Source organism: Neisseria sp. HMSC061H08, from assembly GCF_001836795.1.
Lineage (GTDB): Bacteria > Pseudomonadota > Gammaproteobacteria > Burkholderiales > Neisseriaceae > Neisseria > Neisseria subflava_A.
In genome coordinates this window covers 51,918-68,246 of sequence record NZ_KV830581.1, presented here as the reverse complement: position 1 = coordinate 68,246, position 16,329 = coordinate 51,918, and the positions used below count along the sequence as shown (strand labels likewise).

General features: G+C 47.6%; 17 protein-coding genes and 2 tRNA genes. 3 read left to right on the top strand and 16 right to left on the bottom strand.

The window, feature by feature from the left end:
• Positions 1-291 precede the first annotated feature (291 nt).
• The 11 genes from mraY to mraZ all read right to left on the bottom strand — a co-directional run bounded on the left by mraY (position 292) and on the right by mraZ (position 10,181).
• A complete protein-coding gene (gene mraY / locus HMPREF2675_RS08560) occupies positions 292-1,374 on the bottom strand; it encodes a phospho-N-acetylmuramoyl-pentapeptide-transferase (protein WP_004518887.1) in 1,083 nt (360 codons plus the stop codon).
• A gap of 101 nt (positions 1,375-1,475) precedes the next feature.
• Positions 1,476-1,625 (bottom strand): hypothetical protein, encoded by a 150-nt coding sequence (locus HMPREF2675_RS11420; protein ID WP_049335337.1) that lies wholly within the window; start codon positions 1,623-1,625, stop codon positions 1,476-1,478.
• A gap of 15 nt (positions 1,626-1,640) precedes the next feature.
• Positions 1,641-3,005: a UDP-N-acetylmuramoyl-tripeptide--D-alanyl-D-alanine ligase gene (gene murF / locus HMPREF2675_RS08555; RefSeq protein WP_070645589.1), complete on the bottom strand. Its 1,365-nt coding sequence runs from the start codon at positions 3,003-3,005 to the stop codon at positions 1,641-1,643.
• Positions 3,002-3,505, bottom strand: a complete 504-nt coding sequence (locus tag HMPREF2675_RS08550) for a hypothetical protein (protein ID WP_070645591.1) — start codon at positions 3,503-3,505, stop codon at positions 3,002-3,004. The genes murF and HMPREF2675_RS08550 overlap by 4 nt, the downstream gene beginning before the upstream one ends.
• A 21-nt stretch (positions 3,506-3,526) precedes the next feature.
• Complete coding sequence (locus tag HMPREF2675_RS08545) at positions 3,527-4,381, bottom strand: peptidase (RefSeq protein WP_070645593.1); 855 nt, start codon at positions 4,379-4,381, stop codon at positions 3,527-3,529.
• Positions 4,382-4,405: 24 nt separating this feature from the next.
• Entirely contained in the window at positions 4,406-4,927 is a 522-nt protein-coding gene (locus HMPREF2675_RS08540; protein WP_070814722.1) for a M23 family metallopeptidase, read from the bottom strand.
• A gap of 180 nt (positions 4,928-5,107) precedes the next feature.
• Positions 5,108-6,586, bottom strand: a complete 1,479-nt coding sequence (locus HMPREF2675_RS08535; protein WP_070814721.1) for a UDP-N-acetylmuramoyl-L-alanyl-D-glutamate--2,6-diaminopimelate ligase — start codon at positions 6,584-6,586, stop codon at positions 5,108-5,110.
• 26 nt (positions 6,587-6,612) lie between these two features.
• Positions 6,613-8,361, bottom strand: coding sequence for a peptidoglycan D,D-transpeptidase PBP2 (locus tag HMPREF2675_RS08530; RefSeq protein WP_070814720.1), 1,749 nt, complete (start codon positions 8,359-8,361; stop codon positions 6,613-6,615).
• 78 nt (positions 8,362-8,439) lie between these two features.
• Positions 8,440-8,703 (bottom strand): cell division protein FtsL, encoded by a 264-nt coding sequence (gene ftsL / locus HMPREF2675_RS08525; protein WP_003681879.1) that lies wholly within the window; start codon positions 8,701-8,703, stop codon positions 8,440-8,442.
• 63 nt (positions 8,704-8,766) lie between these two features.
• A complete protein-coding gene (rsmH, locus tag HMPREF2675_RS08520) occupies positions 8,767-9,729 on the bottom strand; it encodes a 16S rRNA (cytosine(1402)-N(4))-methyltransferase RsmH (protein WP_070814719.1) in 963 nt (320 codons plus the stop codon).
• Positions 9,726-10,181 (bottom strand): division/cell wall cluster transcriptional repressor MraZ, encoded by a 456-nt coding sequence (mraZ, locus tag HMPREF2675_RS08515; protein ID WP_003748265.1) that lies wholly within the window; start codon positions 10,179-10,181, stop codon positions 9,726-9,728. The genes rsmH and mraZ overlap by 4 nt, the downstream gene beginning before the upstream one ends.
• Positions 10,182-10,582: 401 nt before the next feature.
• On the opposite strand from mraZ, the gene HMPREF2675_RS08510 reads away from it, so the two are divergent.
• The 3 genes from HMPREF2675_RS08510 (at position 10,583) to HMPREF2675_RS08500 (ending at position 11,999) form a co-directional block, all read left to right on the top strand.
• Positions 10,583-11,734 (top strand): class I SAM-dependent methyltransferase, encoded by a 1,152-nt coding sequence (locus HMPREF2675_RS08510; RefSeq protein WP_070814718.1) that lies wholly within the window; start codon positions 10,583-10,585, stop codon positions 11,732-11,734.
• A 106-nt stretch (positions 11,735-11,840) separates the two neighbouring features.
• Positions 11,841-11,917, top strand: a tRNA-Met gene (locus HMPREF2675_RS08505).
• Positions 11,918-11,923: 6 nt separating this feature from the next.
• A tRNA-Ala gene (locus HMPREF2675_RS08500) sits at positions 11,924-11,999 on the top strand.
• Positions 12,000-12,138: 139 nt separating this feature from the next.
• Here the strand turns inward: HMPREF2675_RS08500 and HMPREF2675_RS08495 are convergent.
• The 5 genes from HMPREF2675_RS08495 to petA form a co-directional block, all read right to left on the bottom strand.
• Complete coding sequence (locus tag HMPREF2675_RS08495) at positions 12,139-12,543, bottom strand: ClpXP protease specificity-enhancing factor (RefSeq protein ID WP_070585198.1); 405 nt, start codon at positions 12,541-12,543, stop codon at positions 12,139-12,141.
• Between the two features lie 11 nt (positions 12,544-12,554).
• Positions 12,555-13,160 (bottom strand): glutathione S-transferase N-terminal domain-containing protein, encoded by a 606-nt coding sequence (locus HMPREF2675_RS08490; protein ID WP_039861850.1) that lies wholly within the window; start codon positions 13,158-13,160, stop codon positions 12,555-12,557.
• Between the two features lie 214 nt (positions 13,161-13,374).
• Positions 13,375-14,160: a cytochrome c1 gene (locus tag HMPREF2675_RS08485; protein ID WP_070814717.1), complete on the bottom strand. Its 786-nt coding sequence runs from the start codon at positions 14,158-14,160 to the stop codon at positions 13,375-13,377.
• A gap of 14 nt (positions 14,161-14,174) precedes the next feature.
• Positions 14,175-15,698, bottom strand: coding sequence for a cytochrome b (locus HMPREF2675_RS08480; protein ID WP_168167158.1), 1,524 nt, complete (start codon positions 15,696-15,698; stop codon positions 14,175-14,177).
• Between the two features lie 18 nt (positions 15,699-15,716).
• Positions 15,717-16,298 (bottom strand): ubiquinol-cytochrome c reductase iron-sulfur subunit, encoded by a 582-nt coding sequence (petA, locus tag HMPREF2675_RS08475; protein ID WP_070459589.1) that lies wholly within the window; start codon positions 16,296-16,298, stop codon positions 15,717-15,719.
• Positions 16,299-16,329 lie beyond the last annotated feature (31 nt).

Below are 16,329 nucleotides of genomic sequence, written 5' to 3'. Positions count from 1 at the left end.
CTTGCCCGTTGGCATACATCACGCCTAAATTGTATTGGGCTGCTGCATTTCCCTGTTCTGCCGCCTGCAAGTTTTCCCGAAAATCCGGTACGTCATCCTCCCATGCCGCTTGCTTCAAGCCCAAGGCAATCAGGGCAGCGTCAAGCCATTTGGTTGGTTGTTTCATGGTTTCTCTCCTGTTTTAGTATAAGGCGGGTTTCAGCCGCTGTTAACGATAGGACGGGGTGGATTGCCGCCGCAGGTTTATTGCGCGTTCAAATGCCGTCTGAAAGGTGTTCGGACGGCATAGGTTCAGCGGATTTTGAGGGTACTCAAGCCGATCAATACCAAGACGATGGTGATAATCCAGAAGCGGACAACGACTTGGGTTTCTTTCCAGCCTTTTTGTTCGTAATGGTGATGAATCGGCGCCATCAGGAAGATGCGTTTTTTGGTGCGTTTGTACCAACCGACTTGCAACATAACGGAAATGGCTTCAACAACAAACAGGCCGCCCATGATGACGAGGACAAATTCTTGGCGGATGATGACGGCAACGGTACCGAGTGCCGCGCCAAGCGCGAGTGCGCCGACATCGCCCATAAAGACTTGTGCCGGATAGGCGTTAAACCACAAAAAGCCGAGACACGCACCACACATGGCGGTACAGAAAATTACCACTTCGTTTGCGCCGGCAACGTAAGGCAATTGCAGGTATTGGGCAAATTGAGAGTGTCCGCTGGCATAAGCAAAAATGGCAAGGCCGGCGGCAACAAGTACAACGGGAAATGCGGCCAAGCCGTCCAAACCGTCGGTCAGGTTAACGGCATTGGATGTGCCGACGATGGTCAGGTAGGACAATACCAAGAAGCCGACTACGCCAAGCGGCAAGGCAACTTGTTTGAAGAAGGGAACAATCAGGATATTGTTGGCGGAATTTGTCGCAAGGTAGAACAACGCCAAACCGGCGATGATGGCAACGCTGGACTGCCACACCATTTTGAATTTGGCAGACACGCCGTTAGGGTCTTTATAAACCACTTTGCGCCAGTCGTCGTAAAAACCGAGTGCGCCGGTAGCAAGCAAGACACCTAAGAGAATCCAAATATAAGGATTTGCCCAATTGCCCCACAAGATTGTGGACACGGTAATGGCGGTCAAAATCAGCGAGCCGCCCATGGTTGGCGTACCGTTTTTGATCAGGTGGGTTTGAGGGCCGTCGGTACGGACGGCTTGGCCGACTTTAAGCGCAGTCAGCTTGCGGATGGTCCACGGACCAAGCAATAGGGAAAACGCCAAAGCAGTCAAAGCCGCCATCACGGCACGGAATGTGGTGTATTGAAAAATATTCAGGCCGGTTAACCAGTTACTGAAATGTGCGAGCCATAAAAACATGGGGCTTCCTTTTTTGTTTTTGTTGTTACAGCGGGCTTATTGCCCAATTAAAAATAAATCGGTATGCCGTCTGAAATTTCAGACGGCCTTATTGAGTAAGATTATTTCTCTACCACGCAAATCGGATAGTTTCCAGGATTCTTTCCGCCGCCCAAATCCAAGCAGGTATCTTCATAGATAAATGCCTGTACTTTCATTCCGGCATAAAACGCGGCAATCAGCAAACCAGTCAATAGTAAAATCTTTTTCATATTTCAGACGGCCATTTACGCGGTTGTTGCTGCCAACGCCTCAATCACTTCTTCCATCTTCATAAAGCGCGACCCCTTGACCAATACAGTAGCGCGTTCAGGCAAATCGTGGCTCAACACTTGAATCAGCGGATCTTTGTCAGCAAACCACAAACCTTCCGCGCCAAATGTTTCTGCCGCTTCAACGCTGTTATCGCCGACAAAATACGCAGCCTCGATACCTTTATCCCGTGCATACGCGCCAACTTCGGCGTGCATGGCAGCGGCTTCATCCTCACCCAATTCGCCCATATCGCCCATCACAAAAATACGCGGCGCAGGCATAGCGGCGAGCACATCAATGGCGGCTTTCATGCTGTCAGGGTTGGCATTATAAGTATCGTCAATCAAAGTCGCGCCTTTAATGCCTTGCTTGATATTCAGACGGCCTTTGATATTACTGAAATTTTTCAGGCCGTCTGAAACTTCGGCAAGGCTCAAACCTGCCGCTAAAGCTAGAGCCGTCGCCGCTACGGCATTATGCACATTGTGACGGCCGGGGACTGGCAACACCACGGCAACACGTTCATTGCCACGCACCAAATCAAATTCGCAGGACAACGGTTTCAACTCAATATTTTCTGCATGGACATCGCCACTGGCAACGCCGAAAGTCTGAGCGTTCAATTGCGCAGTAGCAGCTTCAAATGTAGCGATATTGGCATCTTCGCACGGAATCAGCGCAATGCCGTCTGAAAGCAAACCTTCGTAGATTTCACTTTTTGCTTTAGCAATATCGCCGACGCCATCAAAACCACAACCGACATGCGCACGCAAGGCGTTATTGACCAGAGCAACATTCGGACCGGCAATTCGGGTCAGCAAAGACAATTCGCCAAAATGGTTCATACCCATTTCAATGACGGCATAGCGGTGTTTTTCGTTCAACTTCAACAAAGTCAGTGGCAAGCCGATATGATTGTTGAAATTGCCGGCTGTCGCCAACACAGCTTCATCACCGAATCGATGACGCAATACGCCGGCCAACATCTCTTTAACCGTCGTTTTACCGGAAGAGCCGGTAATGCCAAAGACAAACGGATTCACATTTTCACGCCACGCCTTCGCCAGTTTTTGCAAAGCCGCAAGCGTATCGTCAACCTTCAACGCGCCTTTCAAAGCCACACAATCTTCGCGCGAAACCACAACTGCCGTCGCCCCCGCTGCCAACACATCTTCAACAAAGTCATGCGCGTCAAAGCGCTCGCCGGCAAGCGCGAAAAATACGTCGCCGTCCTGAATATCGCGGCTGTCTGTAACGATACGCGAAACAGGTTGATTTTCAGACGGCATCGGAAGGTTGAGGGTCTGACAAATAAAATTAAGGTCTAGTGGTTTCATGATTGTGTTTCTTGTCCTTGTTCTAACGGCTCCACATTTTTATCCGTATTTTGGGAAACCATTTTTAAATGACGATAATTGCGTCTTGCCAGCACAATAAAAAGAATAGCGGCAAAATTTACACCGACAGTAAGCTTATGTACCGTAAGGCTAAATGATAATTGCAGTACACTTTCTATATAATACGTAAAAGAAAATGCCTCTCCTACAAAGACTATTTGCAACAAGCATGGCGTGTACACATATATCATTCTATTAAAACCTATTTCACGGAATTTAAACGCATTCCATGCTGCAGACAGCGCCAACACACCCAAAATGAAAAGTAAAATCCCAAAAAACACAGCCCATGCCATGTTGTTAATCAGTCCTTGCACACTCTGAATTGATGCCAGAATCAACCAAACCACGCCCTGTACAAAAGTCAGCCATGCCATAAATTTACCGCTTTTGGGCAATTTTTTATAATCAGGAAATGTATTGGAAAACCAACTTTTCATACTATAAATCACTTTCTCTTATCAACTGCCGATTTTCCCGTACTGCTGGTAATCGGAAAAACACAATACAATGGTTTTACCGTTTTGGCGGTAGGGGTGGCAAAGGCTGTAATTGCCATCTTTTGCCTCATAACGTATTTCATTTGTTTGTCCGGCAAATACCCTCTGCAAGTATTCACGCTCGCTCAGATTTGGGGCATAAAGATATTGCGTTTTGCTGATTGTTTCTTTATTGCCATTCCGAGTAACGACAAAACCATTATCATCGCCTACCCCCTGAGCATTGGGCGCCTGCTCATCAATCCCACTTAAATGGGAATCGGCTGAAAAAGCCAAATAAACCTGTTTATTACCTATCGTATCCGGCACAATCACCGTAGCGGCTTTAAAGGCAGAATCTTCCTTCGACATCAGCTCAAGGATTAACGCCGCTTTTTTGATGTACGCCAATTCAAAACGATAATCTGCCAACGCGTTGATTTGCGATGGATTATCCTTGACGATACGCTCTAGAGATTGAGTCAAAATCTGACGTTTTTGCTGAACAGTCAGATAATTTCCGCCAAATAACAGGGCTGCTAAAACGGGAAATACTGCCAACAACAAATATAAGGTTTTCCGGCTACCTTTGCTTTCTTCCTCTTGTCCTCGCTCGGCGATACGGGTCAAATTCAGCATGATGTTCAATATCAAGGCACCCGCCATCACGGCAAAAATCCCCAAAATACTCATCAGGAAAATTTCCGTAATGTATTCGCGGAATACCTTAAGCCCGAAAACATTGGATGAAATCAGAACAAATACCCAATACACCAGCAGCACGACTGCTACCATACCGATGATATTCGTTGCCTTAACCAATTTCTTTGCGTTCATACTCTCAAATCGTGTTCAGACGGCCTATCTATTCTGACTAATCAGCGGATACGGATTTACCGCGCCGCTGGGCAGATACACGCCGTAATGCAGGTGGGCCGGTGTAGTTCTGGCGTTGCCGGTTTTACCGACATAGCCGATAACCTGCCCTTCTTTGACTCGCTCATACAGGCGGATACGGGCAAATTTATTCAGATGGGCATAGTAATGCCACGCACCCGGCCCTTGAATACCGATAACTTTACCACCCAATCGGTTGCGCCCGATTTTGGTCACGATACCGGGCGTCGTACTGCGTATCGGCGTATTTTTCTTAGCAAAAATATCCACACCTTCATGCCTGCGCCCCTGACTGCGTGCGGCGCCCCAAGTGTCGTCAAAACGTTTGCCTTTAACAGGATTGGGCAGGCTTTGCTCGGCAGGAGGCTGTTGCGCCCTCAACTGCTCGATTTCGGCAGTAGGACGCGGAAGTTGTTTGGTGGTACAGCCTGCGAATAAAACCACGGCTGCACTGATTAATAAGGTTTTTGTCGGCATTTTCAGCATCAAATCGGTCTCCTTGTTGTTCAGACGGCCTTTCTAAAAAGTCTTCTGAAACAAACAACTGTGATGGGTTTAATGGCTGACGTGCCGTAATGCGTGTGTCGTTTTACTTTTATTGTATAGGTTTAAATCTTTTTCAGACGGCCTTAAGGTTTCGGGCCGTCTGAATATTTGCGTTATGGCTTAACCGCGCTCTGCCAATGCTTTTTCTGCGATTTCAAAATCGGAGAAATGGTGCTTCACGCCTTGTACATCCTGATAGTTTTCATGCCCTTTACCGGCAATCAGAATGATGTCGTTCGCAGCAGCTTGTTCGACCGCATAACGGATGGCGACGGCGCGATCAACCTCGACGCGTTCAGGATTAGGTACGGCAGGCAAAATATCGTTGATGATGTCTTGCGGATTTTCCAAGCGCGGGTTATCGCTGGTAACCACCACCTTATCAGCCCCTTGCACGGCTGCCGCACCCATCAATGGGCGTTTGCCGCGGTCTCGGTTGCCACCGCAGCCAAATACACACCACAAAGCCGCTCCCTGCGGTTTGATTTCCTGCAAAGTAGAGAGTGCTTTTTCCAATGCGTCGGGTGTGTGGGCATAATCGACAACGACCAAAGGTTTGCCGCTGTTCATAATGCAATCCATGCGGCCTGAAGCAGGACGGATTTTTGCCAGCACTTCCAAAACGTTATTGAGTGGATAACCGTTGGCACACAGCAAGGCAACGCAGGCGGCGAGGTTTTGCGCGTTGAACCGTCCGAGCAGACGGGTACGGCATTTTCCTTCGCCCCACGGGGTTTGGAATACGGCTTCCATGCCGTCTGAAGAAGCGGTGAAATCGGTAATGCGGATATCGGCTTGCTCGCTGAAACCATAGCCGTAAACGGCTAAATCGGGACAGTCTTTTTTCAGACGGCCTACCAGTTCTGCGCCGTATTCATCATCGACATTGATGATGGCATGTTGCAGACCATGCCAGTAGAACAGGCGCGATTTGATGGCACCATAGGCTTCCATGGTGCCGTGGTAATCGAGGTGGTCGCGGGTGAGGTTGGTGAAGATAGCGCTGCGGAACGGCACGCCGCTGACGCGTGATTGGTCAAGGCCGTGGCTGGAAACTTCCATCGCGGCAGCTGTTGCGCCTTGCTGACGGAAGCGGTAGAGCAGGGTTTGGACATCGACAGGGGCAGGAGTGGTATGCGTGGTCTCTTCCAATGCGCCCCAAAAGCCGTTGCCGACTGTGCCGATAATGGTGGTTTTTTCGCCCAACAGATCGGCAGCTTGCGCCAGCCATTGTGTGATAGAGGTTTTGCCGTTGGTACCGGTTACGCCCCAAACTTTAAGGCCGTCTGAAACGTTGCCGTAAACTTGTGCCGCCAACATGCCGGCACGGTGTTTCAAATCTTTAATACCTTGATTAGGAACTTTCCATTCGGGATTCCACGCAAATTTGCCGTCATCATCCCAAAAAACAAAGGTTGCACCGTTGGCGATGGCGGCGGGGATATAGCTACGGCCGTCTGTATATTCGCCCTGGCAGGCAACGAAAATGTCACCCTGTTTAATTTGTCGGCTGTCTGAATGCAACAAACGCCCTGCTGCGTTTTCACACAGCAGAGGCGGAAAGTTGGTTTCAGCCAAGGGGGTTAACTTGCTGAACATAAACAATATCTCTTTGATTGTTTGGATTATGACGGTACTTTGACAGTAGCGGTATTACTTAAAGGCTTGGTCGGGGAAACGCCCAAGATGTTCAAGCTTCCGCTCATGACTTCTTTGAATACGGGACCGGCAACCACGCCGCCGTAATAGCCGTTAGTAGTCGGTTCGTCGATGGTAACGGCCACAATCACGCGTGGATTTTTAGCCGGAGCAAAACCGATGAACGTACCGACGTGTTTGTTATCCACATAGCGGCCATTGACCAGTTTACGCGCAGTACCGGTTTTCGCACCTACGTCGAAACCATCCACAGCACCGGCAGTACCGGTACCGCCGGCTTCAGTAACGGAAACCATCAACTCGCGCACTTTTTTTGCGGTAGAGGCTTTGATGACGCGTTTGCCTTTAGGGGCAACCGCTTGTTTTTCAAAGCTGACCGGCAACAATTCGCCGTCATGGGTCAAGACAGTATAGGCACGCGCCAATTGCAACAGGCTCAATTGCAGGCCATAACCGAAAGACATGGTTGCCTGTTCGATTTTTTGCCATCTGCGCCAGCTTCTCAACAAACCTGCAGTCTCACCCGGGAAGCCTGAATGCATGCGCACGCCCACACCCAAATCATGATAGAAATCATACATTTCTTTAGGCGTAAACATGGCAGAAAGTTTACTGGTACCAACGTTGGAAGATTTTTGCATGATGCCACGTACATCCAAAGTAGGATAAACGTGGGTGTCTTGTACGGTGGCCGGGCCGATTTTGTAAGGCAGGGTATTGAACGTATCGGTTGCATCCACTTTGCCGGAATCCAATGCTTTGGCAATGGTAAACGGCTTCATGGCAGAACCAGGTTCGATCATGTCGGTTACGGCGCGGTTGCGGCGCTGTTCGCTATTGGCTTGACCCGGTTGATTCGGATCGTAAGCCGGGCTGTTGACCAAAGCCAAAATTTCGCCGGTTTGCGCATCCAATACCACAACCGTACCCGCTTTGGCTTTATGATAAGCCACAGCTTTGTTCAACTCCTCATAAGCCAGCGTCTGAATGCGCTGATCCAAAGACAAAATCATGTCTTGACCGTTTTTAGGTACGCTGTTGCGCGGAGAGTCGAGGCTGTCTACGATGTTGCCTTTGTTGTCGCGCAATACGACTTTCGCGCCATCTTCACCGCGCAGGCTGTCTTCACGGGAAAGCTCCAAGCCCTCCTGACCTTTGCCGTCGATATTGGTAAACCCGATAACATGCGCAAACAGATTGCCCATCGGGTAATGGCGTTTCAATTCTTTTTGGAATGCGATGCCTTTAATGCCCAATGCTTTGATTTCTTCTGCTTTCTCGTAGCTGAGTTGACGCTTCAGATAGATAAAGCCTTTGTCTTTTTTAGACAATTTATTTTTCAAAACTTCAACAGGCACATCGGCAATGGCCGACAGTTTTTCCAACTGCTCGTCAGTCGGCATTTCCTCCATACCGGAAGGCATGGCATACAATGATTCGGTAGGCGCACTCAACGCCAATGTGGCACCATTGCGGTCGGTAATCATACCGCGTGATGCCGGCAACGGAAGCGTACGCACAAAACGTTGGTCGCCCTGATTTTTCAAAAATTCATGCTGACTGGTTTGCAGATAAACCCCGCGTACCAACAGACCGGTAAATGCCAGCGCAACAGCGCCCAGCACCAAACCGATTCGCCCGTTACTTGTCAGCGGCTTTTTCGTTTTTGTTGTTCCAGACAGCATTTGAGGTTTATATTCGTTCTTAATTAACATGTTGAACTTCTCATGACTTAGCTGCTCAGTGAGCCATCAAATCCCGTAAATCTTGCACCAATGCAAGGCTCTATATTCTTATTTTTTGCGTTCCAGCATAGCCGTATTATGCGCACCCGGCGGAAGCAGATGTTGCTTTTCGGCCGCCACTTTAATCAATTTGTGGTTTGCCAATCTTGCCTGCTCCAATTTCAAGCGCGCGTAATCCTGTTCCAACTGAATTTCCCGTTTTTGTGCCTTATCCAACTCGATAAAATGCAAACGGGACTGGTTTTGCTTAAACACTACGGCAAAGGCTGAGACCGTCACCAAAACCAGTAATAAAATATTCAACTTACCCATCTCAAACTTTCAGACGGCCTGTCAACAGGACTATCTCTTACGACAGCGTTCAGACGCCATCCCCTACTCAATAACCGAAAATTCGCCACTGTTTCGCTCCGCCACACGCAAAACTGCACTGCGCGCACGCGGATTGGCTTCAGTCTCTGCCGAACCCGGTTTGATTGCCTTACCCACAGCCTTCAAAGGCGGCTGAGGCAAATCCGCTTCCTTAACCACTGCCCAACGGGGCAATGGCGCATGTTGCGAATATTTTTTAATAAACTGCTTCACAATTCTGTCTTCCAGCGAATGGAACGCAATGACAGCCAAGCGTCCACCCTCTTTCAGACGGCCTGCAACCTGCGGCAAAACTGCCTCTACCTCTTCGAGCTCGCGGTTAATAAAGATGCGAACTGCTTGGAAGGTGCGCGTTGCAGGGTCTTGTCCGCGCTCACGAGTACGGACGTTTTGCGCCACAAGCTGCGCCAGCTTGCGGGTTGTATCGATGGGACTTTCCTCCCGTTGCGCAACAATGGCGCGCGCAATCTGGCGACTAAACCGCTCTTCACCATAATTCTTAATAACCTCGTGTAAATCCTGTTCGGATGCGGTTGCAATCCATTTCGCCGCAGACATCCCGCGGGTCGGATCCATCCGCATATCCAACAGCGCATCAAAGCGGAAACTGAATCCGCGGCTGCCATCGTCAATTTGCGGCGACGAAATCCCCAAATCGAAAAGCGCACCGTCAATCTTATCGATGCCCAATTCATCCAAGGCCGTCTGAAATGTCTCAAAACCATTGTGTACGACACGGACACGCTTATCTTGCGTTGCCAACTCATTGGCTACCGCTATCGCCTCGGGGTCTTTATCAAAAACAACCAAACGGCCCTGCTCACCCAAACGCGACAAAATCAGCCGGGAATGCCCTCCCCTGCCGAACGTACCGTCCACATAAATCCCGTCTTCACGGATTGCCAACGCATCCACCGCCTCATGCAACAAGACAGTAACATGCTGATAATTTTCAACTTTACTCACAATTGCAAATCCGTTTGACTCAATTGGAAAGCCAATTCATCAGGATCGATATCCAAAGCCTGATTCATTTCCTCTTCCCAATGTTCGCGGCCCCACAACTCCATACGGTTTGCACGGCCAACCAAAGTAACTTCTTTTTCAAAATCTACACGTTTGCGCAGATTGGCCGGAATCAAAACACGTCCGGCGCTGTCCCACTCCAAAATCTCCGCATTGTGCAGCAACAAATTCTGATACCGTTGCAAAGATTCATTGCCGGCTACTTTCAACTTCAGAATCTGCTCGGCTTTTTCTTCCCAAACGGGCTCGGGGTACATCAATAATTTTTTTCGGGAATCCAGTGTGACCACAATTGCAGGCGTATAACGGCGCAGCAAAATATCGCGGAATTTGGCAGGAATCGCCAACCGCCCTTTACTGTCCATACTCAATTCATGAGCACCGCCAAACACATCACACCCCAAATTCGATTAAAATAAAACAGAGTGAGATTAAAAATCCCACCTTCCTAAAATATTTCGTTTTCGCTTCCATGGAACACTTTTCAGGAAAAAGTAACCACTTTCACCCACTATGCCCCACTAACCGACACTATAAGAAATTTTGGCAATCAGGTCAAATCCGTTTCTTATCTGAAATGAAACACTAAATGCTTAAAATTCAATAGTTTATATACGCAATAATGAATGACATATGGATTTATTAAGCATCTCATTTAGCATTAAATACTATATATAGTAGTATATATAGTATAAAAATACTACATATAGTATTTTTATACCTGATTACCACCCCTCTTACAAGGGGCTATAATATACAAACAAATTCAAATTTTTTACATTATCTAACAGTCATGAAGCCACAACTCCCCCTCCCCTCCCCTGACGCACAAGCCTCTTCAGCACACCTGACTAAGCTCATCAAAAACGAAATTGAACAACATCAAAACTGGATACCTTTCTCCCAATTTATGGAGCTTGCCCTTTACACACCCCAATACGGCTATTACAGCGGAGGCAGCCATAAAATCGGCACGGATGGCGACTTCATTACTGCCCCTACCCTCTCCCCCCTATTCGGACAAACCCTTGCCAAACAACTTGCCGAATTACTGCCGCAAACAGCAGGCAATATCTACGAATTTGGCGCAGGCACAGGTCATCTCGCTGCCACACTCTTACAAAATCTTTCAGACGGCCTGAATCATTACTACATTATCGAGCTGTCAGCAGAGCTTGCAGAAAGACAACGTCAACATATTCTTGAGCACACATCTCCCGAAGCAGCCGCAAAAGTCATCCACCTCACCGCATTACCCGAACACTTTGACGGCATCATCATCGGCAACGAAGTATTGGATGCCATGCCGGTGGAACGCTTGATTTATCAAGATGAAGGGTTTCAACAAATCGGCGTCAGCTTAGAGAATGACAAGCTAATCGAAGCCATCAAACCATTGGCCCAAGCCGAACTAATACAAACAGCCGCCTTGTATTTCCCTCCCCTCCCTTCATACACAAGCGAGCTGCATCCAGCACAATATGCCTTTATCCAAACCCTGGCTGCCAAATTGCAACGCGGTGGCATGATATTTATCGATTACGGCTTCGATGCCGCCCAGTATTACCATCCGCAACGCAAAGAAGGCACATTTATCGGCCACTATCGCCACCACACCATCCACGACCCATTTTTCAACATCGGCCTGACCGATCTGACTGCACATGTCAATTTCACCGATATTGCACGCGCCGGCACGGAATCAGGTTTGGATTTAATCGGCTACCTGCCCCAATCTTATTTCCTGCTCAATCTCGGCATCACCGATCTGCTAGCACAAATCGGCAGCCCGGATTCGGTTGAATATATCCAAGCCGCCGCCGCAGTACAAAAACTGATACATCAGCACGAAATGGGCGAACTTTTTAAAGTCATCGCTTTTGGCAAAGACATTGATATCGATTGGACAGGCTTCAGCCACGGCGATATTTGCCATAAGCTGTAGCCTGACAACTTACTTTTTATTTTTTAAAAACAATAAGAAATAAAAAAAAGCAAAATTAGCGCTTGCCAAATATTTAAAAAAAACTATAATAGCGACTTCACGAAACGGCGAATTAGCTCAGTCGGTTAGAGCAGAGGAATCATAATCCTTGTGTCCGGGGTTCGAGTCCCTGATTCGCCACCAAATTTCGGGGGTATAGCTCAGTTGGTAGAGCGCTTGCATGGCATGCAAGAGGTCAGCGGTTCGATCCCGCTTACCTCCACCACTAAACAAAAAAGCTCTTGTTGAACGCAAGAGCTTTTTTGTTTGGCTTGATAATAACTGATTGCTCATTAATTTTTCCATTTCAATACCTAATTAATAAAGGCCGTCTGAAACATTTCAGACGGCCTTTTATCTTTTAATTACTTCACAAGCTTCAATACTTTTTTCGGTTTTTCTTCCGCAGATTCAGCTTTTTTATCTTCAGCTACCGCAACCTCGGCAGAAGCAGGCTGATATGGTTCCACCTCAAACCCCATACCCTCTCCACTTTCGCGGCCAAATATACTGACAATATGACCGACCGGAATCCAAATCTCGTGCGCTACGCCGGAAAAACGTGCAGAGAAATTGACCCATTCGTTGTCGATATTCAAGTTATGGCTGGCGGTAGGACCAATATTTAAAACAATTTCATTGTCACGCACATACTGCATCGGCACACGGGTATGTTCATTTACCCAAGCCACGATGTGCGGTGTTTGGTTATTATCCAAGCACCATTCATACAAAGCACGCAACAAATACGGTTTGGTTGAAGTTGCCATAGTTACGCCCCTTAACGACGCATGGCTTTTTCAGCCGGCGTTAATGCTTCAATAAAGGCTTCGCGTTGGAAAATACGCTCGGCGTACTTCAGCAAAGGCGCAGCAGATTTACCCAGTTTGATGTCGTAATAGTCCAAACGCCACAACAGCGGAGACAAGGCAACATCAATCATGGAGAAGTCATCGCCCAAGATGTATTTGTTTTTAGTAAAAGACGGTGCCAACAGTGTCAAACCATTGCCAATGGCTTCACGCGCTTTAGCTTGTTCTTTATTGGTAGATTCAGGGTTTTCCAGCACTTGCACCAAGCTGAACAATTCTTTTTCCATACGGTACAGTACCAAACGGCCGCGACCGCGCATAACAGGATCACCCGGCATCAACTGAGGATGAGGGAAACGCTCGTCAATGTACTCGTTGATAATGTTTGATTCGTGCAAAATCAAATCACGCTCAACCAGAACCGGTACTTGGTTATACGGATTCATCAAAGCCAAGTCTTCAGGTTTATTGAACACGTCCACATCTTTGATTTCAAAATCCATGCCTTTTTCGTACAGCACAAAACGGCAACGTTGGCTGAATGGACAGGTAATACCTGAATACAATGTCATCATAATCTTTTACTCCTGATCAATCTTTTCAGATGGCCTTAAACCTTATAAAAATTCAGACAGAATTATACATAATTTCAAACACTTAATCCAGAAATTTCACATATCACATTGTTTATATTAAGTAATTTTAAAATTTACATTATTTCTGCATAAACCAATTTCACAAATAAAAAAGGCAAACCCGAAACAGGTTTGCCTTTTTTATTCAAAAGAATTAGTGAACGTCTTTCCAGAATTCTTTTTTCAGGAAGTAAGCCAATGGCAGCATTACCGCAAACAGGAATGCCAGAACCATGTAGCCGATGCGGTGGCGTTGCAACTGAGCAGGCTCACCCATGTACACCAAGTAGTTCACCAAGTCGCGTACATAAGTATCGTACTCTTTTTGGATCACTTTACCGTTAGGCAAGCGACGGCTGTGTAAACCGGTAGATTCCCAATACAGCTTAGGAATCAGGTTGCCATGCTCGTCTTTAATCATAACAGGCTGACCTTTAGCATCCAACTCAACGGCTTGAACACCTTGTTGCTCCCACAATGGGTGAGGCATACTCGCGCCGGCCAAAACGGTATTATTCCAACCGGTCGGACGAGTTGGGTCTTTATAGAAGCCGCGCATATAAGCGTACAGGTAGTCTGCACCTTTAGAACGAGCAATCAGGGTCAAATCCGGAGGAGGCGCACCCAACCATTTGGAGGCATCTTTCGGATCCATTGCCGCTACCATTACGTCACCAACGTTGTCTGTTGTGAACATCAGGTTTTTCTTGATTTCATCTTCAGTCAAACCGATGTCTTTCAGACGGTTGAAGCGCATACCGCTTGCAGAGTGGCAAGACAAACAGTAGTTTGTAAAGATTTGCGCACCGTGCTGCAGGCTGACTTGGTCACGCAGGTCGATATCGACTTTTTCGTAGTGTCCGCCGCCGCTGGCGACGGCTGCACTCATAGGTACTGCCAGCAATAAGGCAGCAAACCAGTTTTTCAGAGTTTGTTTCATTTTCGCTGCCCTCATCAGATATTGGTTGCAAACAAGTAAGCACCGACAACGGTAATACCGATGTAAACAAAGAACATAATTTTTTGTTTAGTAGTGCTCATGGTTACGCGTTCAGGCGTAGCTTTTTCGCTATTAAACGCATTCAGGAATGGAATAGCTGCAAAGAAAACAGTGTAAGCCAAAACGAACGCCTTAACGATGTAATTTGGCAAGACTGCAACTAAATACAGGTTATAAATAATTAAAGCTGCATAAACAAACAGACTAATTAAATATTTAATACCACCAGCTTTTTCAGCCAACCATTTAGGATTTGTATGCAAAGGCATACCGATGAAGAACAAGAAATAGAATGAACTGAATGCACGAGCAAAAGCTGTACGAGTATCATCTGCTACCAATGCACCCAAAATTCCCAAGCCGATAAAAGATACAACAAACAACGCCAACATTACTTTGAAAGAGTTGTTGCGGTAACGAACAGATTTTACAGGTGACTTATCCAGCCAAGGCAACAAGGCAATCAACACAACTGCTGCACCCATGCCGATTACACCCCATACCTGAGTACCTGCCATCGAAGGAATCGCACGCAAAATTGCGTAGAACGGAGTGAAGTACCATACCGGCGCAATGTGCGGAGGTGTTTTCAACGCATTTGCTGCATCGAAGTTTGGCGCTTCCAAGAAGTAGCCGCCGCCTTCAGGTGCAAAGAACAACACAGAACAGAAGACAATCAGGAATACAACAACGCCCAAGATGTCTTTAACGGTATAGTAAGGATGGAATGGGATACCATCGCGTGGAATACCGTTTTCGTCTTTGTTTTTCTTGATTTCAACGCCATCAGGGTTGTTAGAACCCACTTCGTGCAGGGCGATGATGTGAGCCACAACCAAGCCGAGCAATACCAAAGGTACAGCGATAACGTGCAGGGCGAAGAAGCGGTTCAAAGTAACGTCGGAAACGTTGAAGTCACCGCGGATCCAGGTGGACAAATCAGGACCGATAACAGGGATGGCGGAGAACAGGTTAATAATTACCTGCGCACCCCAGAAGGACATTTGACCCCAAGGCAACAGGTAACCCATAAAGGCTTCTGCCATCAATGCCAAGAAAATCAGGGAACCGAAAATCCACACCAATTCACGAGGTTTTTTGTATGAACCGTAAATCAGACCACGGAACATGTGCAGATAAACGACAATGAAGAAGAAAGATGCGCCGGTGGAGTGCATGTAGCGGATAATCCAGCCGCCGGACACGTCGCGCATGATGTACTCTACTGCGGTAAAGGCAGCAGGCAGATGGTAGGCGTTAAGGTTGCCGTCCGGTTTGTAGTTCATGGTCAGGAAAATACCGCTGACGATTTGAATTACCAGGACAAGCAGAGCCAAAGAGCCGAAGTAATACCAGAAGTTGAAGTTCTTCGGCGCATAGTATTGAGCCAAATGCTCATTCCACATTTTAGACAGAGGGAAGCGATCGTCCATCCAGCCTAACAATGCTTTTGCTTTGCTATTGGTTTGGTTTGCCATAATTATCGTTCCTTATTTTTAGTCTTCGCCCACCAAAACAGTCGTATCGCTCAGATATTTGTAAGGCGGTACAACCAAGTTGGTCGGTGCAGGAACACCTTTGTATACTCGGCCTGCAATGTCAAATTTCGAACCGTGGCAAGGGCAGAAGAAACCGCCTTTCCAGTCTGCACCCAAGTCGGCGGGAGCAATATCGGGACGGTAAGTCGGAGAGCAACCCAGGTGGGTACAGATACCGATAGCGACGAGGAGGTTCGGCTTGATCGAACGGGTCTCGTTTTTAGCATATTCCGGTTGCTGATCCACTTCGGAATTGGGATCGACAACTGCACCATCCAAACTTTTCAAGTCTTTGAGCTGTTGATCTGTGCGGTTGACCAGCCAAATCGGTTTGCCCTGCCATTCGGCAGTCAGCATTTGGCCTGCTTCGATTTTGCTGACATCTACTTCGACAGCAGCACCGGCAGCCTTAGCTTTCTCCGATGGGAAGAAGCTGGCCACGAAAGGCGTAGCTACGCCCAGAGCCGCCACACCGCCTGCACCGCATGTAGCCAGTGTCAGAAAACGGCGGCGACCGTTGTTGATTTCTTGATTATCCATTATTCAGTCGTCCTAAAATTTTGGGAATACC